The 17304-nt window shown below is 74.5% G+C and carries 10 protein-coding genes; 3 read left to right on the top strand and 7 right to left on the bottom strand.

The window, feature by feature from the left end:
• Positions 1-48 precede the first annotated feature (48 nt).
• Positions 49-2820 carry an MMPL family transporter gene (locus KG103_RS15470; protein WP_207339400.1) on the top strand — a complete coding sequence of 924 codons (2772 nt, stop codon included), beginning with the start codon at positions 49-51 and terminating at the stop codon, positions 2818-2820.
• Between the two features lie 20 nt (positions 2821-2840).
• Positions 2841-5069 (top strand): YhgE/Pip domain-containing protein, encoded by a 2229-nt coding sequence (locus KG103_RS15475; RefSeq protein WP_207339401.1) that lies wholly within the window; start codon positions 2841-2843, stop codon positions 5067-5069.
• Between the two features lie 76 nt (positions 5070-5145).
• Here KG103_RS15475 and KG103_RS15480 read toward each other — a convergent pair whose 3' ends face one another.
• The 5 genes from KG103_RS15480 to KG103_RS15500 form a co-directional block, all read right to left on the bottom strand.
• Complete coding sequence (locus tag KG103_RS15480) at positions 5146-6189, bottom strand: ABC transporter permease subunit (RefSeq protein WP_207339402.1); 1044 nt, start codon at positions 6187-6189, stop codon at positions 5146-5148.
• Positions 6186-7298 carry an ABC transporter permease gene (locus KG103_RS15485; protein ID WP_207339403.1) on the bottom strand — a complete coding sequence of 371 codons (1113 nt, stop codon included), beginning with the start codon at positions 7296-7298 and terminating at the stop codon, positions 6186-6188. The genes KG103_RS15480 and KG103_RS15485 overlap by 4 nt, the downstream gene beginning before the upstream one ends.
• Positions 7295-8812: a sugar ABC transporter ATP-binding protein gene (locus KG103_RS15490; protein WP_207339886.1), complete on the bottom strand. Its 1518-nt coding sequence runs from the start codon at positions 8810-8812 to the stop codon at positions 7295-7297. Before KG103_RS15490 ends, KG103_RS15485 begins: the two co-directional genes overlap by 4 nt.
• A gap of 201 nt (positions 8813-9013) precedes the next feature.
• Positions 9014-10003: an ABC transporter substrate-binding protein gene (locus tag KG103_RS15495; RefSeq protein WP_207339404.1), complete on the bottom strand. Its 990-nt coding sequence runs from the start codon at positions 10001-10003 to the stop codon at positions 9014-9016.
• A 220-nt stretch (positions 10004-10223) separates the two neighbouring features.
• Positions 10224-11270 carry a LacI family DNA-binding transcriptional regulator gene (locus KG103_RS15500; RefSeq protein ID WP_249670626.1) on the bottom strand — a complete coding sequence of 349 codons (1047 nt, stop codon included), beginning with the start codon at positions 11268-11270 and terminating at the stop codon, positions 10224-10226.
• A 391-nt stretch (positions 11271-11661) separates the two neighbouring features.
• Here KG103_RS15500 and KG103_RS15505 point away from each other — a divergent pair, with 391 nt between their 5' ends.
• Complete coding sequence (locus KG103_RS15505; protein WP_207339406.1) at positions 11662-13962, top strand: rhamnogalacturonan lyase family protein; 2301 nt, start codon at positions 11662-11664, stop codon at positions 13960-13962.
• Between the two features lie 33 nt (positions 13963-13995).
• Here KG103_RS15505 and KG103_RS15510 read toward each other — a convergent pair whose 3' ends face one another.
• Entirely contained in the window at positions 13996-15153 is a 1158-nt protein-coding gene (locus tag KG103_RS15510; protein ID WP_249670627.1) for a Gfo/Idh/MocA family protein, read from the bottom strand.
• Positions 15150-17168: a DUF6807 family protein gene (locus tag KG103_RS15515; RefSeq protein ID WP_243656170.1), complete on the bottom strand. Its 2019-nt coding sequence runs from the start codon at positions 17166-17168 to the stop codon at positions 15150-15152. The genes KG103_RS15510 and KG103_RS15515 overlap by 4 nt, the downstream gene beginning before the upstream one ends.
• Between the last annotated feature and the right edge of the window lie 136 nt (positions 17169-17304).

Below are 17304 nucleotides of genomic sequence, written 5' to 3' on the forward strand. Positions count from 1 at the left end.
GCCGACCGGACACCGTCGTCCTCCTACCCCACCGACCCAGGAGCCCCTGTGTCCTCTGCGCTCTACCGCCTCGGCCGCTCGGCATTCGCCCGGCGCCGCGCCGTCGTCGCCGCCTGGCTGGCGCTCCTCGTGCTCGTCGGGGGCGGCGCCCTGCTCCTCGGCGGCAAGCTCGACAACTCGGTGACCATCCCCGGGACCGAGTCGCAGGCCGCGCTCGACCGCCTCGCGGCGACGTTCCCCGAGGCCGCGGGCACGACGGCGCAGGTGCTCGTGGTCGGCGAGGACGGCGCGCAGGTCGACGACCCGGCCGTGGTCGACGCCGTCACCGACGCGGTGGGCGCGTTCGAGGACGTCGAGGGCGTCACGTCCGTCGTGTCACCCTTCGACTCCGAGGGGCCCGGTGCCACCCCGGTCAGCGACGACGGTGAGGCCGCACTGGTGACGCTCTCGCTCGAGGGCGAGGGCGTCGCGATCGGCGACGACGTCAAGGACGGCCTGCGCGACATCGCCGCCGACCTCGACACCGCGCTGCCGGACGGCTACGAGGCGACGATCGGCGGGCAGCTCTTCTCGCAGGAGTTCCCCGGCCTGACGATCACCGAGGCGCTCGGTGTCGCGGTCGCGTTCGTCGTCCTGCTGGTCACGCTGGGCTCGTTCGCCGCGGCCGGCATGCCGCTGCTCAACGCGCTGCTCGGCGTCGGGCTGTCCACGCTGCTCGTGCTCGTCGCGGCCGCCTTCACGTCGGTCACCAGCACCACGCCGCTGCTGTCGCTCATGCTCGGCCTGGCCGTCGGCATCGACTACGCGCTGTTCATCGTCTCGCGGCACCGCGAGCTGCTCGCCACGGGTCTGCCACCGCAGGAGGCCGCGGCCCGCTCCAACGCGACCGCGGGCTCCGCCGTGATCTTCGCGGGCCTCACGGTCATGATCGCGCTCGTGGGCCTCGGCGTCGCCGGCATCCCGTTCCTCACCGTGATGGGCGTCGCGGGTGCCGTCGCCGTCGGCATCGCCGTGCTGGTGTCCATCACGCTCGTGCCCGCGATGCTCGGGTTCGCCGGCGAGCGGCTGCGCCCGCGCCCCTCGCGCCGCGCCCGGCGCGCCGCGACGACCCCGGCGACGGGCACCCCGGCCGCCGCAGCGGCGCCCGCTGCCGCCCACGCCACGTCCGGCGACGACTGGGACCTGCCCCCGCACCACAACCGCTTCTTCGCCGGCTGGGTCCGCCTCGCGACCGCCCGCCCGTGGATCACCGTCGTGGTGACCGTCGGCGCGCTGCTCGCGCTCGCGTTCCCGGCGCTCGACCTGCGCCTCGCCCTGCCCGACGCCGGCGTCCAGCCCGAGGACTCGTCGGCGCGCGTCACCTACGACCGGATCACCGACCACTTCGGCCCCGGCGCCAACGGCCCGCTCGTGGTGACCGGCAGCATCGTCACCAGCGAGGACCCGCTGCAGCTCATGGAGGACGTCGCCGACGAGCTGCGCGCCCTGCCCGGCGTCGAGGACGTCCCGCTGGCCACGCCGAACGCGTCGATCGACACCGGCATCGTGCAGGTCGTGCCCACCACGGGGCCGACCGACCCGGAGACCGCCGAGCTGGTCAACGCGATCCGCGAGCTGCGCCCCCACATCCTCGACGAGTACGGCTTCGACCTGTCGGTCACGGGCTTCACGGCCGTCGGCATCGACGTGTCCGCCAAGCTCGGCGCGGCGCTGCTGCCGTTCGCGGTGTTCGTCGTCGGGCTGTCGCTCGTCCTGCTGACGATGGTGTTCCGCTCGATCGCGGTGCCGCTCAAGGCCACCCTCGGGTACCTGCTGTCGGTGGCCGCCGCGTTCGGCGTCGTCACCAGCGTCTTCGAGCACGGCGTGGGCGCCGACCTGCTGCACGTCGCCAAGCTCGGCCCGATCATCTCGTTCATGCCGATCGTCCTCATGGGCGTGCTGTTCGGGCTGGCGATGGACTACGAGGTCTTCCTGGTGTCCCGCATCCGCGAGGACTACGTGCACTCCGGTGACGCGCGCGGCGCCATCGCCAGCGGGTTCGTCGGGTCCGCCAAGGTGGTCACCGCCGCCGCGGTCATCATGGTCGCGGTGTTCTTCGCCTTCGTCCCCGAGGGCGACATCAACATCAAGCCCATCGCCCTGGGGCTCGCCGTCGGCGTCGCGGTCGACGCCTTCGTCGTGCGGATGACGCTCGTCCCGGCCGTCCTGCAGATCCTCGGCGACCGCGCGTGGTGGATGCCGCGCCGGCTGGACCGCGCGCTGCCGTCGTTCGACGTGGAGGGCGAGGCCCTGCACCGCGAGCTGAGCATGGCCCGCTGGCCGGAGGACCCCGACGTCGTCGTCGCCGCGCGCGGGCTGCGCCTGGCCGCAGCCGACGGCAGCGACGTCCTCGACCTCGCGGTGCGCCGCGGCGACGCGCTCGTCGCGCACGCCGACGAGCCGGCCCGCGTCGCGGCGCTGCTGCTCACCGTCGCCGGGCGCCTCGCCCCGGCCGGCGGCGACCTCAAGGTCGACGGGTACCTGCTGCCCGTGCGGGCGGCCGCCGTGCGGCGCCGGGTCGGGTACGTCGACCTGCGCACCGAGGGCGTCGACGCGCTCGACGCGGCGGTGGCCGAGAAGCCGGCCGTCCTGGCGGTCGACCGCACCGACCTCGTCACCGACCCGCACGAGCGGGCACACGTCGCGGCGGCGCTCGCCCGCGCCGTCGACGCGGGGGCGACGCTCCTGCTCGGCGTCGTCGGCACCGGCGCCGCGGACGACCTGCTGCCCGACGGCACCACCGTGACCACCCTCGCGCCGCAGACCGGCGTCCTCGCGTGAGCGCGCAGGAAGGAACCCCGATGTCCCGCACCCCGGTGTCCCGCCCGTCCGACCGGCGCTGGCCCGCCGTCGTCGTCGCCCTCGCGGCACCGCTCGCGCTGGTCGTGCTGCTGCTCGCCGCCGCGTGGGCGCCCGCCGACGGGCTGGCGCGCGTGCAGGCCGCCGTCGTCAACGAGGACGAGCCCGTGACGCTCGAGGGGCAGTACACGCCGCTCGGCCGGCAGCTCGCCGGGGCCCTCGTCGACGGCTCCGAGACCGACACCACCTACGACTGGGTGGTCACCGACGAGGCCGACGCGACCGCCGGCCTGGCCGACGGCACGTACGCCGCCGTCGTGACGATCCCGGAGAACTTCTCGGCCGCGGCCACGTCGTTCGCGTCCGGCGACGGCACGGCCGAGCAGGCCACCATCGACATCACGTCGCCCCCGGGGGCCACCGCCGTCGACCAGGTCATCACCTCGACCGTGACGACGACCGCGACGCGCGTGCTGGGGCAGCAGCTGACCACCACGTACATCGAGAACGTGCTGGTCGGGTTCACGACGCTCAGCGAGCAGCTCGGCGGGGCCGCCGACGGCGCGACGCAGCTGGCCGACGGCGCCGCGCAGCTCGCGGCGGGCACGGGACAGCTCGCGACCGGCGCCGACGGGCTCGCCGGCGGTGCCACGGCCCTCGCCGACGGCACGGAGCAGCTGCGCGGCGGGTCGTACGACCTCGCGACGGGCACGCAGCAGCTCGCCGGCGGGGCACGGACCCTCGCCGGCGGGGCGCAGGAGCTCGCGGACGGGGCGGGGCAGTCGGCGGACGGCGCGCGGGAGCTCGCGACCGGGGCCGCTGGGCTCGCCGCCGGGACGTCGCAGCTCGCGGGCGGGCTGGCGCAGACCGCGGCCGGGGTGAGCGACCCGGCAGGTCTGCCCGCGCTCGCCGCGGGAGCCCGGCAGCTCGCGGGCAAGGTCGCCGCGTCCCGTGCCGACCTCGACACGTTCCTGGCCCAGGCCCAGGGTGGTCTCACCCGGGTCGAGCAGGGCATCGAGGCCGCGGCCTGCGACGCCGCGGCGCCGACGCCCACCTGCCTCCCACTGTTCGTCCAGCAGGGCGTCCTGGAGTCGCAGATCGACACGCTCGAGGAGCAGATGACGCAGCTCGACGAGCTCGCCTCCGGGACGGGGCGCCTCGCGGGCGGGATCACCGCTGCGCTCGACGGCGACGGCACACCCGAGAACCCGGGCCTCGTGGCCACCCTCCAGCAGCTCTCCGGCGGCGCCGCCGCGCTCGACACCGGCGCGCAGCAGCTCGCGGGCGGCGCCACCGCGCTGGCCGACGGCCTCGACCAGCTCTCCGCGGGTACCACGGGCCTGGCGGACGGCGCGTCGACCCTCGCCGGCGGCGCCTCGCAGCTCGCGGGCGGGTCCTCGCAGCTCGCGGCCGGCGTCGCGCAGCTCGACAGCGGTGCCGAGCAGCTCGCCGACGGCAGCACCCAGCTCGCCGACGGCGTGCGGCAGACGAACGACGGCGCGACGCAGCTCGCGACCGGCACGGCGGAGCTCGGCACCGGGCTGGGCCAGGCGGTCGAGCAGCTGCCCACCACGCCCGAGGACCAGCGCGCGAACCTGGCCAAGGTGGTGACCGCACCGGTGGCGGCACCCACGACGACGGTCTCGGCCCCCCTGGGCCAGGTGTCGGTCCTGGTGGCCGTGGCCCTGTGGGTCGGCGCGCTGGTGCTCTTCCTGGTCTTCCGGCCGCTGCCCGTGCGCGTCGCCGGCTCGACCCGCTCCGCGTTCGCCCAGGCGGCCGGCGCCCTGGCGCTCCCGGCGGCGGTCTCGGCCGTGGCCGGTGCCGCCGTCGGCGCCCTCGCCGGCGGCCTGACCGACCAGGGCCTGGGCCGCACGCTCGGGCTCGTGGCGGTCGGGGCCGTCGCCGCCGTCGCCCTGGCGGCGTTCCACCAGGCCGTGGGCGCGTGGTTCGGCACCGCCGGCCGCATCGTCGGCGTCGTGGCGGCGTTCGTGTACCTCGTCGCCGGGCTCGCCGCGACGGTGCCCACCTGGGTCGGGTCGGTCGTCGGCTGGCTGCCCCTGGCACCCACGGCCGACGCCCTCGGCACGATCGTCGACGAGTCCTCCGCGTCGCTGCTCGGGGCGGTCGTCGCGCTGGTCCTGTGGGGCGTCGCGAGCCTCCTGGCGACCGCCGGGGCGGCCGCTCGCGCCCGGCAGGCCGTCGGTCCCCGCACGGTGGCCGCCTACGCCTGACCCCCCGGAACCGGCGAGAGAGGTCGACCCAGCCCGAGCGCTGGGTCGACCTCTCTCGTCGTCGGAGGGCGGCGCCTCAGCGGCGGCGGACCGCCAGCACCCGCTGCAGGATGACGAACGCGAGCAGCACGACGCCGATGAACACCCGGGTCCACCAGGAGTCCAGGCCCTCGCGGGCGATGAGCACCTGGATCAGCCCGTACACGAGCACGCCGGCGCCGGTGCCGAGCACGAACCCGACGCCGCCGGACAGCAGCGTGCCGCCGATGACGACCGCCGCGATCGCGTCGAGCTCCATGCCGACGCCGGTGAGGTTGAACCCGGACTTGGTGTACAGCGCGAACAGCACGCCCGCGATGCCGGCGCACGTGCCGGAGATGACGTACACCCACACGCGGGTGCGCGCGGGCCGCAGGCCCATGAGGTTGACGGCCGCTCCCCCGTCACCGGCGCCCAGCCCGTACACGGACCGGCCGAACCGCGTGTAGTGCAGGACGAGGAACGCGATGAGCAGCACCGCCAGCGCGATGAGCATGCTGGCGTTGATGCGCCACAGCTGGCGCCCCTCGCCGAACTTCAGGCCCCACGCCGCGAGCGCCGAGAACCCCTCGTCGTCGATCTTCAGCGAGTTGACGCTGATGACGTTCGCCAGGCCGCGCGCGAGGAACATCACCGCGAGCGACGCGATGAAGGGTTGGATGTCGAACACCTGCACCATCACGCCGATGAGCAGCCCGCACGACGTGCCGATCAGCACGCCGACGACGAGCACGACCGGCAGCGGCAGCCCGGCGGTGAACATCTCGGCGATCGACAGCCCGACGAGTGCGACGACGGCCCCGACGGACAGGTCGATGCCGCCGGTGAGGATCACGAACGTCATGCCGACCGCGAGGACCAGCAGGTAGGAGTTGTCGACCAGCAGGTTCGACAGCAGCTTCATGCTGACGAAGTCGACGCGCTCGGTGGAGTACCGCTGCTGCCCGATGCCGAGCATCAGCGCGAGCGTGAGCAGCGTGCCCAGCACGGGCAGGAACCGGCGGTCCAACCCGCTCAGCGCCCGGCGCGCGCGCGTCGCCACGGCCGTCCGTGGCGTGCGGACCATCTCGTCGGTGCTCATGCCGTCACCTCCGCGGCGGTCGTCGTGTCCACCGGGGCGGCGGGGGCGTCCTCCCGGTCGGCGCGCCGTCGTCCCCGCAGCATGGCGCGCAGCGTCGGCGACGCCGCCACGCACACCGCGATGAGCACGAGGGCCTTGAACAGCGGGGTGGTCTGCGACGGGAGCTGGAAGATGATGACGGCACGCTCCAGCGTGCTCAGCAGCATGGCGCCGACCAGCAGGCCGCCCAGGTAGAACCGGCCGCCGTCGAGCTTGGTGCCGCCGAGCACGACGACCATGATCGCGTCGAGCTCCTTCATCAGGCCGATGTTGTTGGCGTCGGCCGCCATCGTCGGCGCGCCGTAGACCAGGCCGGCCAGCGCGGCGAGCACACCGGCGATGACGTAGACGGTCCACGTGGTGCGCCGTGACCGGACGCCCGCGAGCCGGCTGGCCTCGCGGTTGATGCCGATCGACTCGAGGAACATGCCCAGCGCGGTGCGCCGCACCACCACGGCCACGACGACGAACGCGGCGATCGCGATGACGACCGGCGTCGGCACGCCCAGGAAGAACCCGGAGCCGATGGTCTTGAACGGCGGGCTCGTGACCGTGGTGATCTGCCCCTGCGTGATGAGCATCGCGATGCCGCGCCCGGCGACCATGAGGATCATCGTCGCGATGAACGGCTGGATGCCCAGCCCGGCGACCATCGCCCCGTTGAACGCCCCGCCGAGCGCCCCGACGGCCAGCCCGAGGACGATCGCCGTGAGCACCGTGGCGACGGACCGCGGGTCGGCCGCGTTGTCGAGGTACGTGAGCGACACCGCGAGCGCGATCGCCATGACCGCGCCGACGGACAGGTCGATGCCACCGGTCGCGATGACGAGGCACATGCCGAGCGCGAGCAGCAGCGGCGTGGCGCTGTTGCGCAGCAGGTCGACGAGCTGGCCGAACAGGTGCCCGTCACGGACCGTGACGTCGAGGAAGCCGGGGCTCGCCACACCGCAGGCGAGGATCAGCAGGACCAGCGCGAGGAGCGGCCAGAACAGGCCGTGGTGGGTGACCTCGCGCCAGACGGCGGCACCGCGGGACGCCGCGGGGGCGGGCGCGGGGGTGGTCGGGGTCATGCGTGGGCTCCGCTCGGGGGGACGGTCGCGGCGATGGTCTCGAGGATGGTCGACGTGGTCACGTCGTCGGTGTTGACGAGGTCGTCGACCTTCTCCCGGTCCCGCATCACGACGAGCCGCTGGCTCAGGCGCAGGACCTCCTCGAGCTCGGAGGAGATGAACACGACGGACATGCCGTCCTGGGCCAGCTCGGTCACGAGCTTCTGGATCTCGGCCTTGGCACCGACGTCGATGCCGCGCGTCGGTTCGTCGAGGATGAGCAGGCGCGGCGCGGTGGCCAGCCAGCGGGCGAGCAGCACCTTCTGCTGGTTCCCGCCCGACAGGTTGCGGATCAGCGCGTTCGGGTTCGGCGGGCTGATCTGCAGGGCGGTGATGTACTTCGCGACGACGTCGTCGAGCTGCCGGCGCGGCAGGGGACGCCAGGTGCCGCGGCGGGCCTGCAGGGCGAGGGCGATGTTCTCGCGGACCGTGAGGTCGGCGACGATGCCCTCCTTCTTGCGGTCCTCGGTGGAGTACGCGATGCCACGGGCGAGGGCGGCGAGCGGCGACGTCAGGCGGGTGAGCACGCTCTGGACGCGGACCTCCCCGGCGTCGGGGCGGTCGGCGCCGGCCAGCAGCCGCGCCATCTCGGTGCGGCCCGAGCCGAGCAGGCCAGCCACCCCGAGGATCTCCCCGGCGTACAGGTTGACGTCGAACGGCTGGACGGAGCCGGACTTGCCGAGCCCGACCGCGGTGAGGAACGGCGTCTCGCGCTCGGAGTGGATGGTGATGGTCGAGCGCGCCTTCTCCTCGATGCCCGCCAGCGCGTCGCCGGACTTGCCGATCATGGCGGCGATGAGCTCGCGTCGCGGCAGGTCCTCGATGCGGTGCTCACCGACGAACCTGCCGTTGCGCAGCACGGTGACGCGGTCCGAGATCTCGTAGATCTGGTCGAGGAAGTGCGAGACGAACAGCACGGCCACGCCCTCGTCCTTCAGGCGGCGCACGACGCGGAACAGCTCGGCGACCTCGGCGTTGTCGAGGCTGGACGTCGGCTCGTCGAGGATGAGGACCTTGGCGTCGACGACCAGCGCGCGGGCGATGGCGCACAGCTGCTGCACCGCGATGGTGTGCGACGACAGCATGGAGCGCGGGTCGAGGTCCAGGTTGAGACGGGCGAGGAACTCCGCCGCGCGCCGGCGCGTGGCCCGCCAGTCGATGAACGGCCCGCGGCGCACCTCGTGGCCGAGCATGACGTTCTCGGCCACGGTGAGGTTCGCGCAGAGGTTGACCTCCTGGTACACGGTCGAGATGCCGGCGGCCTGCGCCTGGCTGGGCCCGTCGAACCGGAGGTCGCGGCCGTCGACCTCGATGTGCCCGGCGTCGATCGTGTACACACCGGTCAGCGCCTTGATCAGGGTCGACTTGCCCGCACCGTTCTCCCCCATGAGCGCGTGCACCTCGCCCGGGAACAGCCGGAACGACACGTCGTCGAGCGCCTTGACGCCCGGGAAGGAGATGGAGATGCCGCTCATCTGCACGACCGGCGCACCGCTGTGGGGGCCGGATGTCGTGGGGCGGCCGGGGGCACGGTCGTCGTCGAGCGCGTCGCCGGGGGTGTCGTCGAGCGCGTCGCCGCGCGCGTCGTCGGGCAGTGGTGCGGACATCGGTGTCCTTCCTGCGGACGGGACCCGGACGGCAGGTGGTCACCTGCCGTCCGGGGCACCGGTCACGTGTCAGTACGCGCGGGCGTCGACCGTCTCCTGCGTGATGGTCTGGTCGAACGCCTCGTCGATGACGATGGTCTCCTTCGGCACGTCCTCGCCGTCGTAGACCTTCTTGATGAGCTCGGCGAGCTGGTCGCCGAACACCGGGTTGCACTCGACGACGTAGTTGAACTTCTTGTCGACGAGCGCCTGCAGCCCGTCGCGCACACCGTCGACGGACACGATCTGGATGTCCTTGCCCGGCACCTTGCCGGCCGCCTCGATGGCCTCGATGGCGCCGAGGCCCATGTCGTCGTTGTGCGTGAAGATCATGGTCATGTCGGGGTACGCCTGCAGGGCCGCCTCGACGGCGGTCTTGCCCTCGGCGCGGGTGAAGTTGCCCGACGCCTTGCCGATGACCTGCTCGCCCACGACCTCGCCGAAGCCCTCCTCGCGGTCCACCTGCGCACCGGAGCCGAGCGTGCCCTGCAGCTCGAAGATCTTGGCGTCGGGCGCGTTCTCCTTGACCCACTCGCCGGCGGTGGTGCCCTCCTGCGTGAAGTCGGCACCGATCCACGTGACGAACGGGTCGTCCACCGTGGTGTCGACGGTGCGGTCGACGAGCACGACGGGGATCCCGGAGTCCTTGATCTCCTGCAGCACCTCGTCCCAGCCGGTCTCGATCACGGGCGAGAACGCGATGACGTCGACGTCCTGGGCGACGAAGTCGCGCAGCGCCTTGATCTGGTTCTCCTGCTTCTGCTGCGCGTCGACGAACGTCAGGTCGAAGCCGTTCTCCTCCGACAGGCTCTCCTTGACGGACTCGGTGTTGGCGGTGCGCCAGCCGGACTCGGCACCGAGCTGGGAGAAGCCGACGCGGATGACGTCACCCCCACCGTCCTCGCCGTCGCCGCCGTCGCCCGCCGTGTCGGAACCGCCGCCACAGGCGGCGAGGGCCAGGATCGTGAACGTCGCGACGACACCGGCCATGCCGGTCCGCGCGCGGTTGATGCCCTTCATGCAACTCCTCCTCGAGCAGCGCGGCCGACGTCGTCGTCGACCGGTCCAGGATGCGTGTGACGCGTTGAGTGTGAACGTTCTCAACGGACACGTCAACGGTCTCTGGTTGCGGTTCGATCACGGGTGTCGACGCAGGCCACGAGCGGAAACCGCCGGGCGGGCGGGCGCCCGTGTGAGCGATCACATCGCGCCACGGCCCGCCTCCTCGCCCCGTGCGCCGTCAGAGCAGCACGCGCGCCGGGTCCCGCGGCGGTGCCGTGCTCTCGCGCACCAGCAGCCGCGGCGAGACCGCCACGGACGACGACGTCGCCGTCCCGTCCCGGGCGGCGAGCAGCAGCTCGACGCAGCGGTACCCCAGCTCCTCCAGCTCCTGGGCGACCGTCGTCAGCGGCGGGACGAAGTGCGCGGACCCGTCGCCGTCGTCGTACCCGACCACCGACACGTCGTACGGCACCTTCAGCCGGGCGTCCGCGAGCGCGTGCATCATGCCCAGCGCGAGCAGGTCGTTGGCCGCGAAGATCGCGGTCGGCAGCGTGGACCGCCGCCGGCGGACGCGGGCCACCAGCTCCTGGCCGGCCAGGTACCCGACCTCCGCGCTCCAGTCGTCGGCCCACAGCGTGCGCGGCGCCAGTCCCGCGGCGGCCATGGTCTCGCGGAAGCCCACGGCCCGCGCCCGCGCGTCGACCCACGGTGCCGGACCCGCCAGGTGCAGCACGTCACGGTGCCCCAGGTCCAGCAGGTGCCGCGTCGCCACCTTGGCCCCGGCCTCCTGGTCGATCGCCACCGCGAGCGCGTGCTCCCCGCCGGCGCGCCCCGCCACCACCACCGGCACCTGCGTCGTCGACTCGAGCACGGCCGCGGCGGCCTCGTCGTGCGACGCGACGACGACGATGCCGTCGACGCCCTGGTCGAGCAGGTGCTCGATGGCGGCCGCGACCTCGTCCTTGTGCTGCAGGTCGACCGTCGCCAGGGACACGAACAGGCCCTTGGCCCGCGCGGCCTGCTCGATCGAGACCAGCGTGCGCGTGGGTCCGAACAGGTGCGATCCCGACGCGACGACGCCGAACACCCCGGTGCGCCGCGTCTTGAGGGCGCGCGCCGCGATGTTGCGGCGGTACCCGAGGCGCTGCATGGCGTCGAGCACGCGCTCACGGGTGTCCGTCGCGACGTTGGGGTGGTCGTTGATGACGCGCGAGACCGTCTGGTAGGACACGCCCGCGGCGCTGGCGACGTCGGTGATGGCCGGTGGGCGGGGGCGCGCGTTCACCGGGCGTCCCCCCGGGGGCGGAGGTGTACCGGGCGGACGGGTGCCGCGGGCATCGGTGCACGGGCAGCGGCAGGCACGGGGCTCACCTCCACCTGGTCGTCGGCCGGACCGGGCTCCACCGTGAGCCGCTCCTGGCACAGTAGCGCCGATGCGCGCCCGCCACCGGCGGTCTCCACGGGCAGGATCGCGGGCGGGGTCGTGCGCACGGTCCCAGCCTGCCATGCGTCGGGCACCGGTCCGGTGGACGGCCGTCCCACCCGGGTCCCCCGGTGAAATGTTTCGACGCCCTGCGCCGGCAAGCGCTCGCTCGTACGTTCGGCACGGCACCGGGCGCCGCAGCGCCGCGGCGACCGGTGCCCTCGCCGCGCGACGACCCCCGGAGGGCTCAGCCATGCCACGTCGGACGTCCTCTGCCCTCGCCGTCCTGGCCGTCGCCGCGGCGGTCGCGACCGTCGTCACCGCCCCGGCCGCGTCCGCCGCGGTGGCCTGCCGTGTCACGTACACGGTGACCAACCAGTGGCCCGGTGGCTTCGGCGCGGACGTCCGCGTCGACAACCTCGGTGACGCGCTGTCCGGCTGGACCGTGACCTGGGCCTTCACCGGTGGCCAGACCGTCCAGCAGGCCTGGAACGGCACCGCGTCGCAGTCCGGCGCCCAGGTCGCCGTGACCAGCGCGTCGTGGAACGGCGGCGTCGCGAGCGGCGGCACGTTCTCGTTCGGGTTCAACGGCAGCTCCGGTGGGAGCAACCCCGCGCCGACGTCGTTCGCGCTCAACGGCACGGCCTGCACCGGGTCGGCCGCCCCGACGTCGCCCGCGCCGTCCCCGACGGTGGTGCCGACGGTGGTGCCGTCGCCCACGCAGGAGCCGACGCGCGACCCCTCGCCCACGCCCTCGCCCACGCCGTCCCCCACGCCGTCGCCCACGGCCGTACCGGTCCCCGTCCCCACGACGCCCGTCGCGGGCTCCCGACAGCTCGAGAACCTCGACCGTGGGCTGATCTCCGTGCGGTCCGGCACCGGCAACCTCGTGCAGTGGCGGCTGCTGGGCTGGGAGGACCGCACGACGGGCTTCCACGTGTACCGCGACGGCACGCGCATCACGTCGTCCCCGGTCACCGGCTCGACCAACCACCTCGACCCCGCGGTGACCCCGGGCGCGCGGTACACGGTGCGCGCCGTGGTGGGCGGCGCCGAGCAGCCCGCGTCCGCGCCGTCCCTGACGTTCGACGACGGCTACCTCGACGTGCCGCTGCAGCGCCCGTCGTCGGACCACGTCATCAACGACGGCTCCGTCGGCGACCTCGACGGCGACGGCGACCTCGACGTCGTCCTCAAGTGGGACCCGTCGAACGCGAAGGACAACAGCCAGGCCGGGGTCACGGGCAACGTCTACCTCGACGGCGTGACGCTGCAGGGCCAGCGGCTGTGGCGCATCGACCTGGGCCGCAACATCCGCGCGGGCGCCCACTACACGCAGTTCCAGGTCTACGACTACGACGGCGACGGGCGCGCCGAGGTCGCGGTGAAGACCGCCGACGGCACGCGCTCGGGCACCGGCCAGGTCATCGGCAACGCGTCGGCCGACCACCGCAACTCCGAGGGCTACGTGCTCTCGGGTCCGGAGTACTTCACGGTGTTCCGCGGCGACACCGGGGCGATCGGCGCGACGACGGACTACGTCCCGCCGCGCGGCACGGTGTCGAGCTGGGGGGACTCCTACGGCAACCGGGTCGACCGCTTCCTGGCCGGCACCGCGTACGTGGACGGTCAGCGGCCGTCGATCATCATGGCGCGCGGCTACTACACGCGGACCGTCGTCGCGGCGTGGGACTACCGCGACGGGCGCCTGACGCGCCGGTGGACGTTCGACTCCACCAGCTCGACGCCGGGCAACGCGGCGTACGCCGGCCAGGGCAACCACTCGCTGTCCGTCGCGGACGTCGACGGCGACGGGCGCGACGAGATCGTGTACGGCGCGTCGACCATCGACGACGACGGCCGCGGGCTGTGGGTCAACGGCACGGGCCACGGCGACGCCGGGCACGTGGGCGACCTGGTCCCGTCGCGGCCCGGGCTGGAGTACTTCAAGGTCACCGAGGCGACGAACCAGCCGAACATGTGGGTGGCCGACGCGCGGACGGGCCAGACCCTCTGGCGCAGCGGCAGCGGCGCGGACAACGGGCGCGGGGTGGCCGGCGACGTGTGGGCGGGCAGCCCGGGCGCCGAGGCGTGGTCGTCGGCCGAGGCGGACCTGCGCAACGCCGCCACCGGTGCGTCCGTGGGCCGCAAGCCGTCGTCCGCCAACTTCCTGGCCTGGTGGGACGGCGACCCCGTGCGCGAGCTGCTCGACCAGACGCGGATCGACAAGTACGGACCGGGCGGTGACACGCGCCTGCTGACCGGCACCGACGTCCGGTCGAACAACGGCACCAAGGCGACGCCGGTGCTGTCGGGCGACATCCTCGGCGACTGGCGCGAGGAGGTCGTGTGGGCGCGGTCCGACGAGGGCGGGCTGCGCATCTACGCGACGCCCGCGCTGACGTCCCTGCGGGTGCCGACCCTGCTCCACGACTCGATGTACCGCGTCGCGCTGGCCTGGCAGAACACCGCCTACAACCAGCCCCCGCACCCGTCGTTCTTCCTCGGCGACCCGTTCACGGCGCCCGCCCAGCCGAGGATCTACGTCCGCTGACCCGCTGCGCCGGTCCTGCCGGTGCGAGGCGGGTCAGCGGGTCCAGGGGGCGCCGAGGGCGGTGAAGGTGGCGGACTCCCGGCCCACGCGGTCGCACCACGCCACGACGTCGTGCACGACCGGGTGGGCGTCCGGGCCGTCGCCCTGCCACGTGACGTGCTCGGCGGCGATCGGCCGGGGGGCGGGGGCGGTGCGGACCGCGTCGAGGACCGCCATGAACGCCCCGGTGTCGGCGACGTCGCAGCTCAGCCGTACCGAGGGGTCGGCCCGGGCGGCGAGCAGGTTCTCCAGCAGGTCCGTCCGCGTCGCGCTCACGCCGCGCGTCCCACGGTGCGAGGTGATCCGCAGGTCGTCGTGCTCGTACCGCAGCGTGGCGCTGCCCTCGGTGCCGCGCACCACCACCGTGGCGTCGGCACGCTCGGGCGCGCACAGGGTCAGGCCCGCGGCGACGCGGCGCCCCCCGGCCAGGGTCACGACGACGGACGACGTGTCGTCCGCCTCGATGGGGTGCGCGCGCCACAGGTCCGTCTCGACGTCGAGCACGTCGGCCGCGCGCGTGGCACCGGCGACCAGCAGCGCGGACGCGACCGCGTGCGCGAGGGGGTTGGTGACCACGCCGTCGACGACGGGCACCCCGTCGAGCGTGCGCCGGCCCGCCCAGCGCGAGCGGGCGTAGTAGGCGGACGTCCGCACCCAGGTCCCCACCGCGGCCACGGTGGTGACGTCCCCCAGCTCCCCGCTCGCGACGACCCGCGCCAGCTCGGCGAGCGCCCCGGACCCGAACGTCTGGAACCCCACCTGGACCCGGCGGCCGGCGGCTGCCGCGGCGGCGACGAGCGCGTCGTGCTCGGCCAGCGACGCAGCCGTCGGTTTCTCGAGCAGCACGTCGCACCCGGCGAGCAGCGCGGACCGCGCGAGGTCGAGGTGCGTGTGGATCGGGGTGGCCAGCACCACGACGTCCGGCGGGGAGTCGGCGAGCAGCGCGCCGAGGTCGGCGTACCAGGGCGTGGCGGCCGGCACGAGCGGCCCCTGCGGACCGTCGGCGGCCAGCGTCGTGCCCGCGACGGGCCGCGGGTCCACCACCGCGTGCAGCACCGCCCGGCCGCGGGCCGCCAGGGCGCGCACGGTGCGCAGGTGGCTGCTGCCGTGGCCGTGCACGCCGACGACGGCGACGCGTGCCGGCGCGCTCACGCCCAGGCCCGGGCGGCCAGGTCGGCGGCCTCGTCGGCGGACAGGGCCCGGTCCACGAGCACGGCCGCCAGCCCGGCGTCGAGCGTGCCGCCGTCCGGGACGTCGCAGACCTGGTCCCACGCGAGCGACGGCCCGGCCCCGGGGTACTCGGACACGCGCACGAACCACGGGCGCACCTGCGCCGGCGGCTGCACCAGCAGCAGCGTCGTGGTCGCCAGCTCGCGGCGCTGCACGAAGGCCAGCCACGGCGAGCGCGACCCGTGCACGGCCGCCTCCCCGACGAGCCCGTCGCCCAGCACGGACGTGGTGTCGGCGGCCGACAGCCGCCAGAACAGCCCGCCGTACCCGGCCTGCGGGCGGCCGTTGGTGGCGGGGCTCTCGATGCGCAGGGCGCCGTGCTCGGCGTGCAGCACGCTGCGCCAGCGCAGCGCCCACGCCAGGGCGTCGGGCCAGGGCGCGGCGTCGAGGGTGCGCTCCTCGCGCAGCAGCGGGCGGCCGGACTCGTCCAGCCACGTGAGGTCCTCGTGGAGCGTCGCGCCGGCAGCGCGGCGCGCCGTGGGGACCTGCCGGCCGTGGTTGGGCAGCAGCGTGGGGCCCTCGTCGCGCAGGAAGGTCCGCCCGCCCCAGTACGACGTCCCGTTGACGACCGGCACGGCGAAGGACATGCCGTAGTGGTGCCGGTGGTCGACGGGGCTGACGTCCGTGAGCGACGTGCCCCCCGGCGTGTGCACGGGGTGCAGGTAGGGGCGCGGGGAGTGCACGGGCGGCACGGCGGCGCCGGTGACGTAGCGCGCCAGCGGCAGCTCCCCGATCCCGGCGGCCTGCGAGGTGCCCAGCAGCTCGGCCGTCGGCACGGCGGCACCGGGGTGCGGCTCCGCACCGTCGGGCGCGTCGGCGCCGACCGCCGCGAGGCGCCACGCGACGTCGCGCAGCGGGGCGGGGTCGGCGGGCTGCGCGCCGCCGGGGACGGCGGTGCGGGCGAGCCGTACGGACGGCGGGACCGGCCCGGTGCTCGCCCGCACGGCCAGCCGCGGTCGGATCGGGACAGGATCGGGCACGGGGTCCTCCCCGGTGAGCAGGGGCCGCAGGTGCTGCCACGCGAGGCGGCCGAGCTCGGCCTGCGGGACGGCGGCGGTGGTGAGCGAGGGGGTCGCGAAGCGCGCGAGCTCGACGTCGTCGAACCCGACGATCGACAGGTCCCCGGGCACGGCGACGCCGATCTCGTTGAGGCGCGCCAGCAGCCCGAAGGCGACCAGGTCGTTGTAGGCGACGACGGCGGTGGGGCGGGCCGCGAGCACGTCCTCGGCGACGACGTAGCCGGCCTCGACGGTGGCGCCCGCGGGCATCTCCGAGAGCCGGACGTCCGCGCGGTGGGCGGCGGCGGCCCGCAGCGCCTCGAGCCGGCGCCGGTGCGACGCGCTCTCCGTGGGACCGGCCAGGTACAGCAGGTGCCGGTGCCCGAGCGCGAGCAGGTGCTCCACGATCTGGCCGATGCCGTGCGCGTAGTCGATCTCGAGCGTGGGGGTCGTGCCGTCGGGCGCACGGTTGACGACGACCGCGGGCCGCACCTCGGGCAGCAGTGCGCGCAGCGCACGCTCCGGCATGCGCGGGGACACGAGGACGAGCGCGTCGCACCGCATGCGCGCGTCGAGGACGACGCGCTCCTCCTCGCCCGCGTGCTCGGCGGTGTCGGCGACCAGGACGCGGTAGCCGGCGTCACCGGCGGCCGTGGCCACGCCGCGCAGCACCTGCTGGAACATCGGGTTGGCCAGGTCGGGCACGACGACGGCGACGGTCTCGGTGCGGCCGAGCGACAGGCTGCGGGCGACGTTGCTGGGTCGGTAGTGCAGGCGGTCTGCGACCTCCCGGACACGCGCGACCAGGTCGGCGTCGACGGTGTCGTGGCCGTTCATCACGCGGGACACGGTCGCGCGCGAGACGCCGGCGGCGTCCGCGACCTCGGCGATCGTCGCCGTGCCCCGCGGTCGGCGGGTCTGCGGCCGTGGCGTGGTCAACTGCGGCCTCCTGCGGGTCGGGCGGGTCGGCGTGGGCCACGCCGTCGTGGCACCCGGACCCAGCACTGTGGTCGGGACCATACACCACGAGAAACCGGTTCCCAGCGGACATCGTGCGTGGTAGCGTCCCGGCCGG

It is taken from the genome of Cellulomonas wangleii (assembly GCF_018388445.1).
In the GTDB taxonomy this organism is placed as follows: domain Bacteria; phylum Actinomycetota; class Actinomycetes; order Actinomycetales; family Cellulomonadaceae; genus Cellulomonas; species Cellulomonas wangleii.

Excerpts from the sequence above, each read along its gene's own strand:
- KG103_RS15480 (WP_207339402.1), bottom strand. The coding sequence starts at position 6,189 with ATGAGCACCGACGAGATGGTCCGCACGCCACGGACGGCCGTGGCGACG.
- KG103_RS15495 (WP_207339404.1), bottom strand. The coding sequence starts at position 10,003 with ATGAAGGGCATCAACCGCGCGCGGACCGGCATGGCCGGTGTCGTCGCG.
- KG103_RS15505 (WP_207339406.1), top strand. The coding sequence starts at position 11,662 with ATGCCACGTCGGACGTCCTCTGCCCTCGCCGTCCTGGCCGTCGCCGCG.
- KG103_RS15485 (WP_207339403.1), bottom strand. The coding sequence starts at position 7,298 with ATGACCCCGACCACCCCCGCGCCCGCCCCCGCGGCGTCCCGCGGTGCC.
- KG103_RS15490 (WP_207339886.1), bottom strand. The coding sequence starts at position 8,812 with ATGAGCGGCATCTCCATCTCCTTCCCGGGCGTCAAGGCGCTCGACGAC.
- KG103_RS15475 (WP_207339401.1), top strand. The coding sequence starts at position 2,841 with ATGTCCCGCACCCCGGTGTCCCGCCCGTCCGACCGGCGCTGGCCCGCC.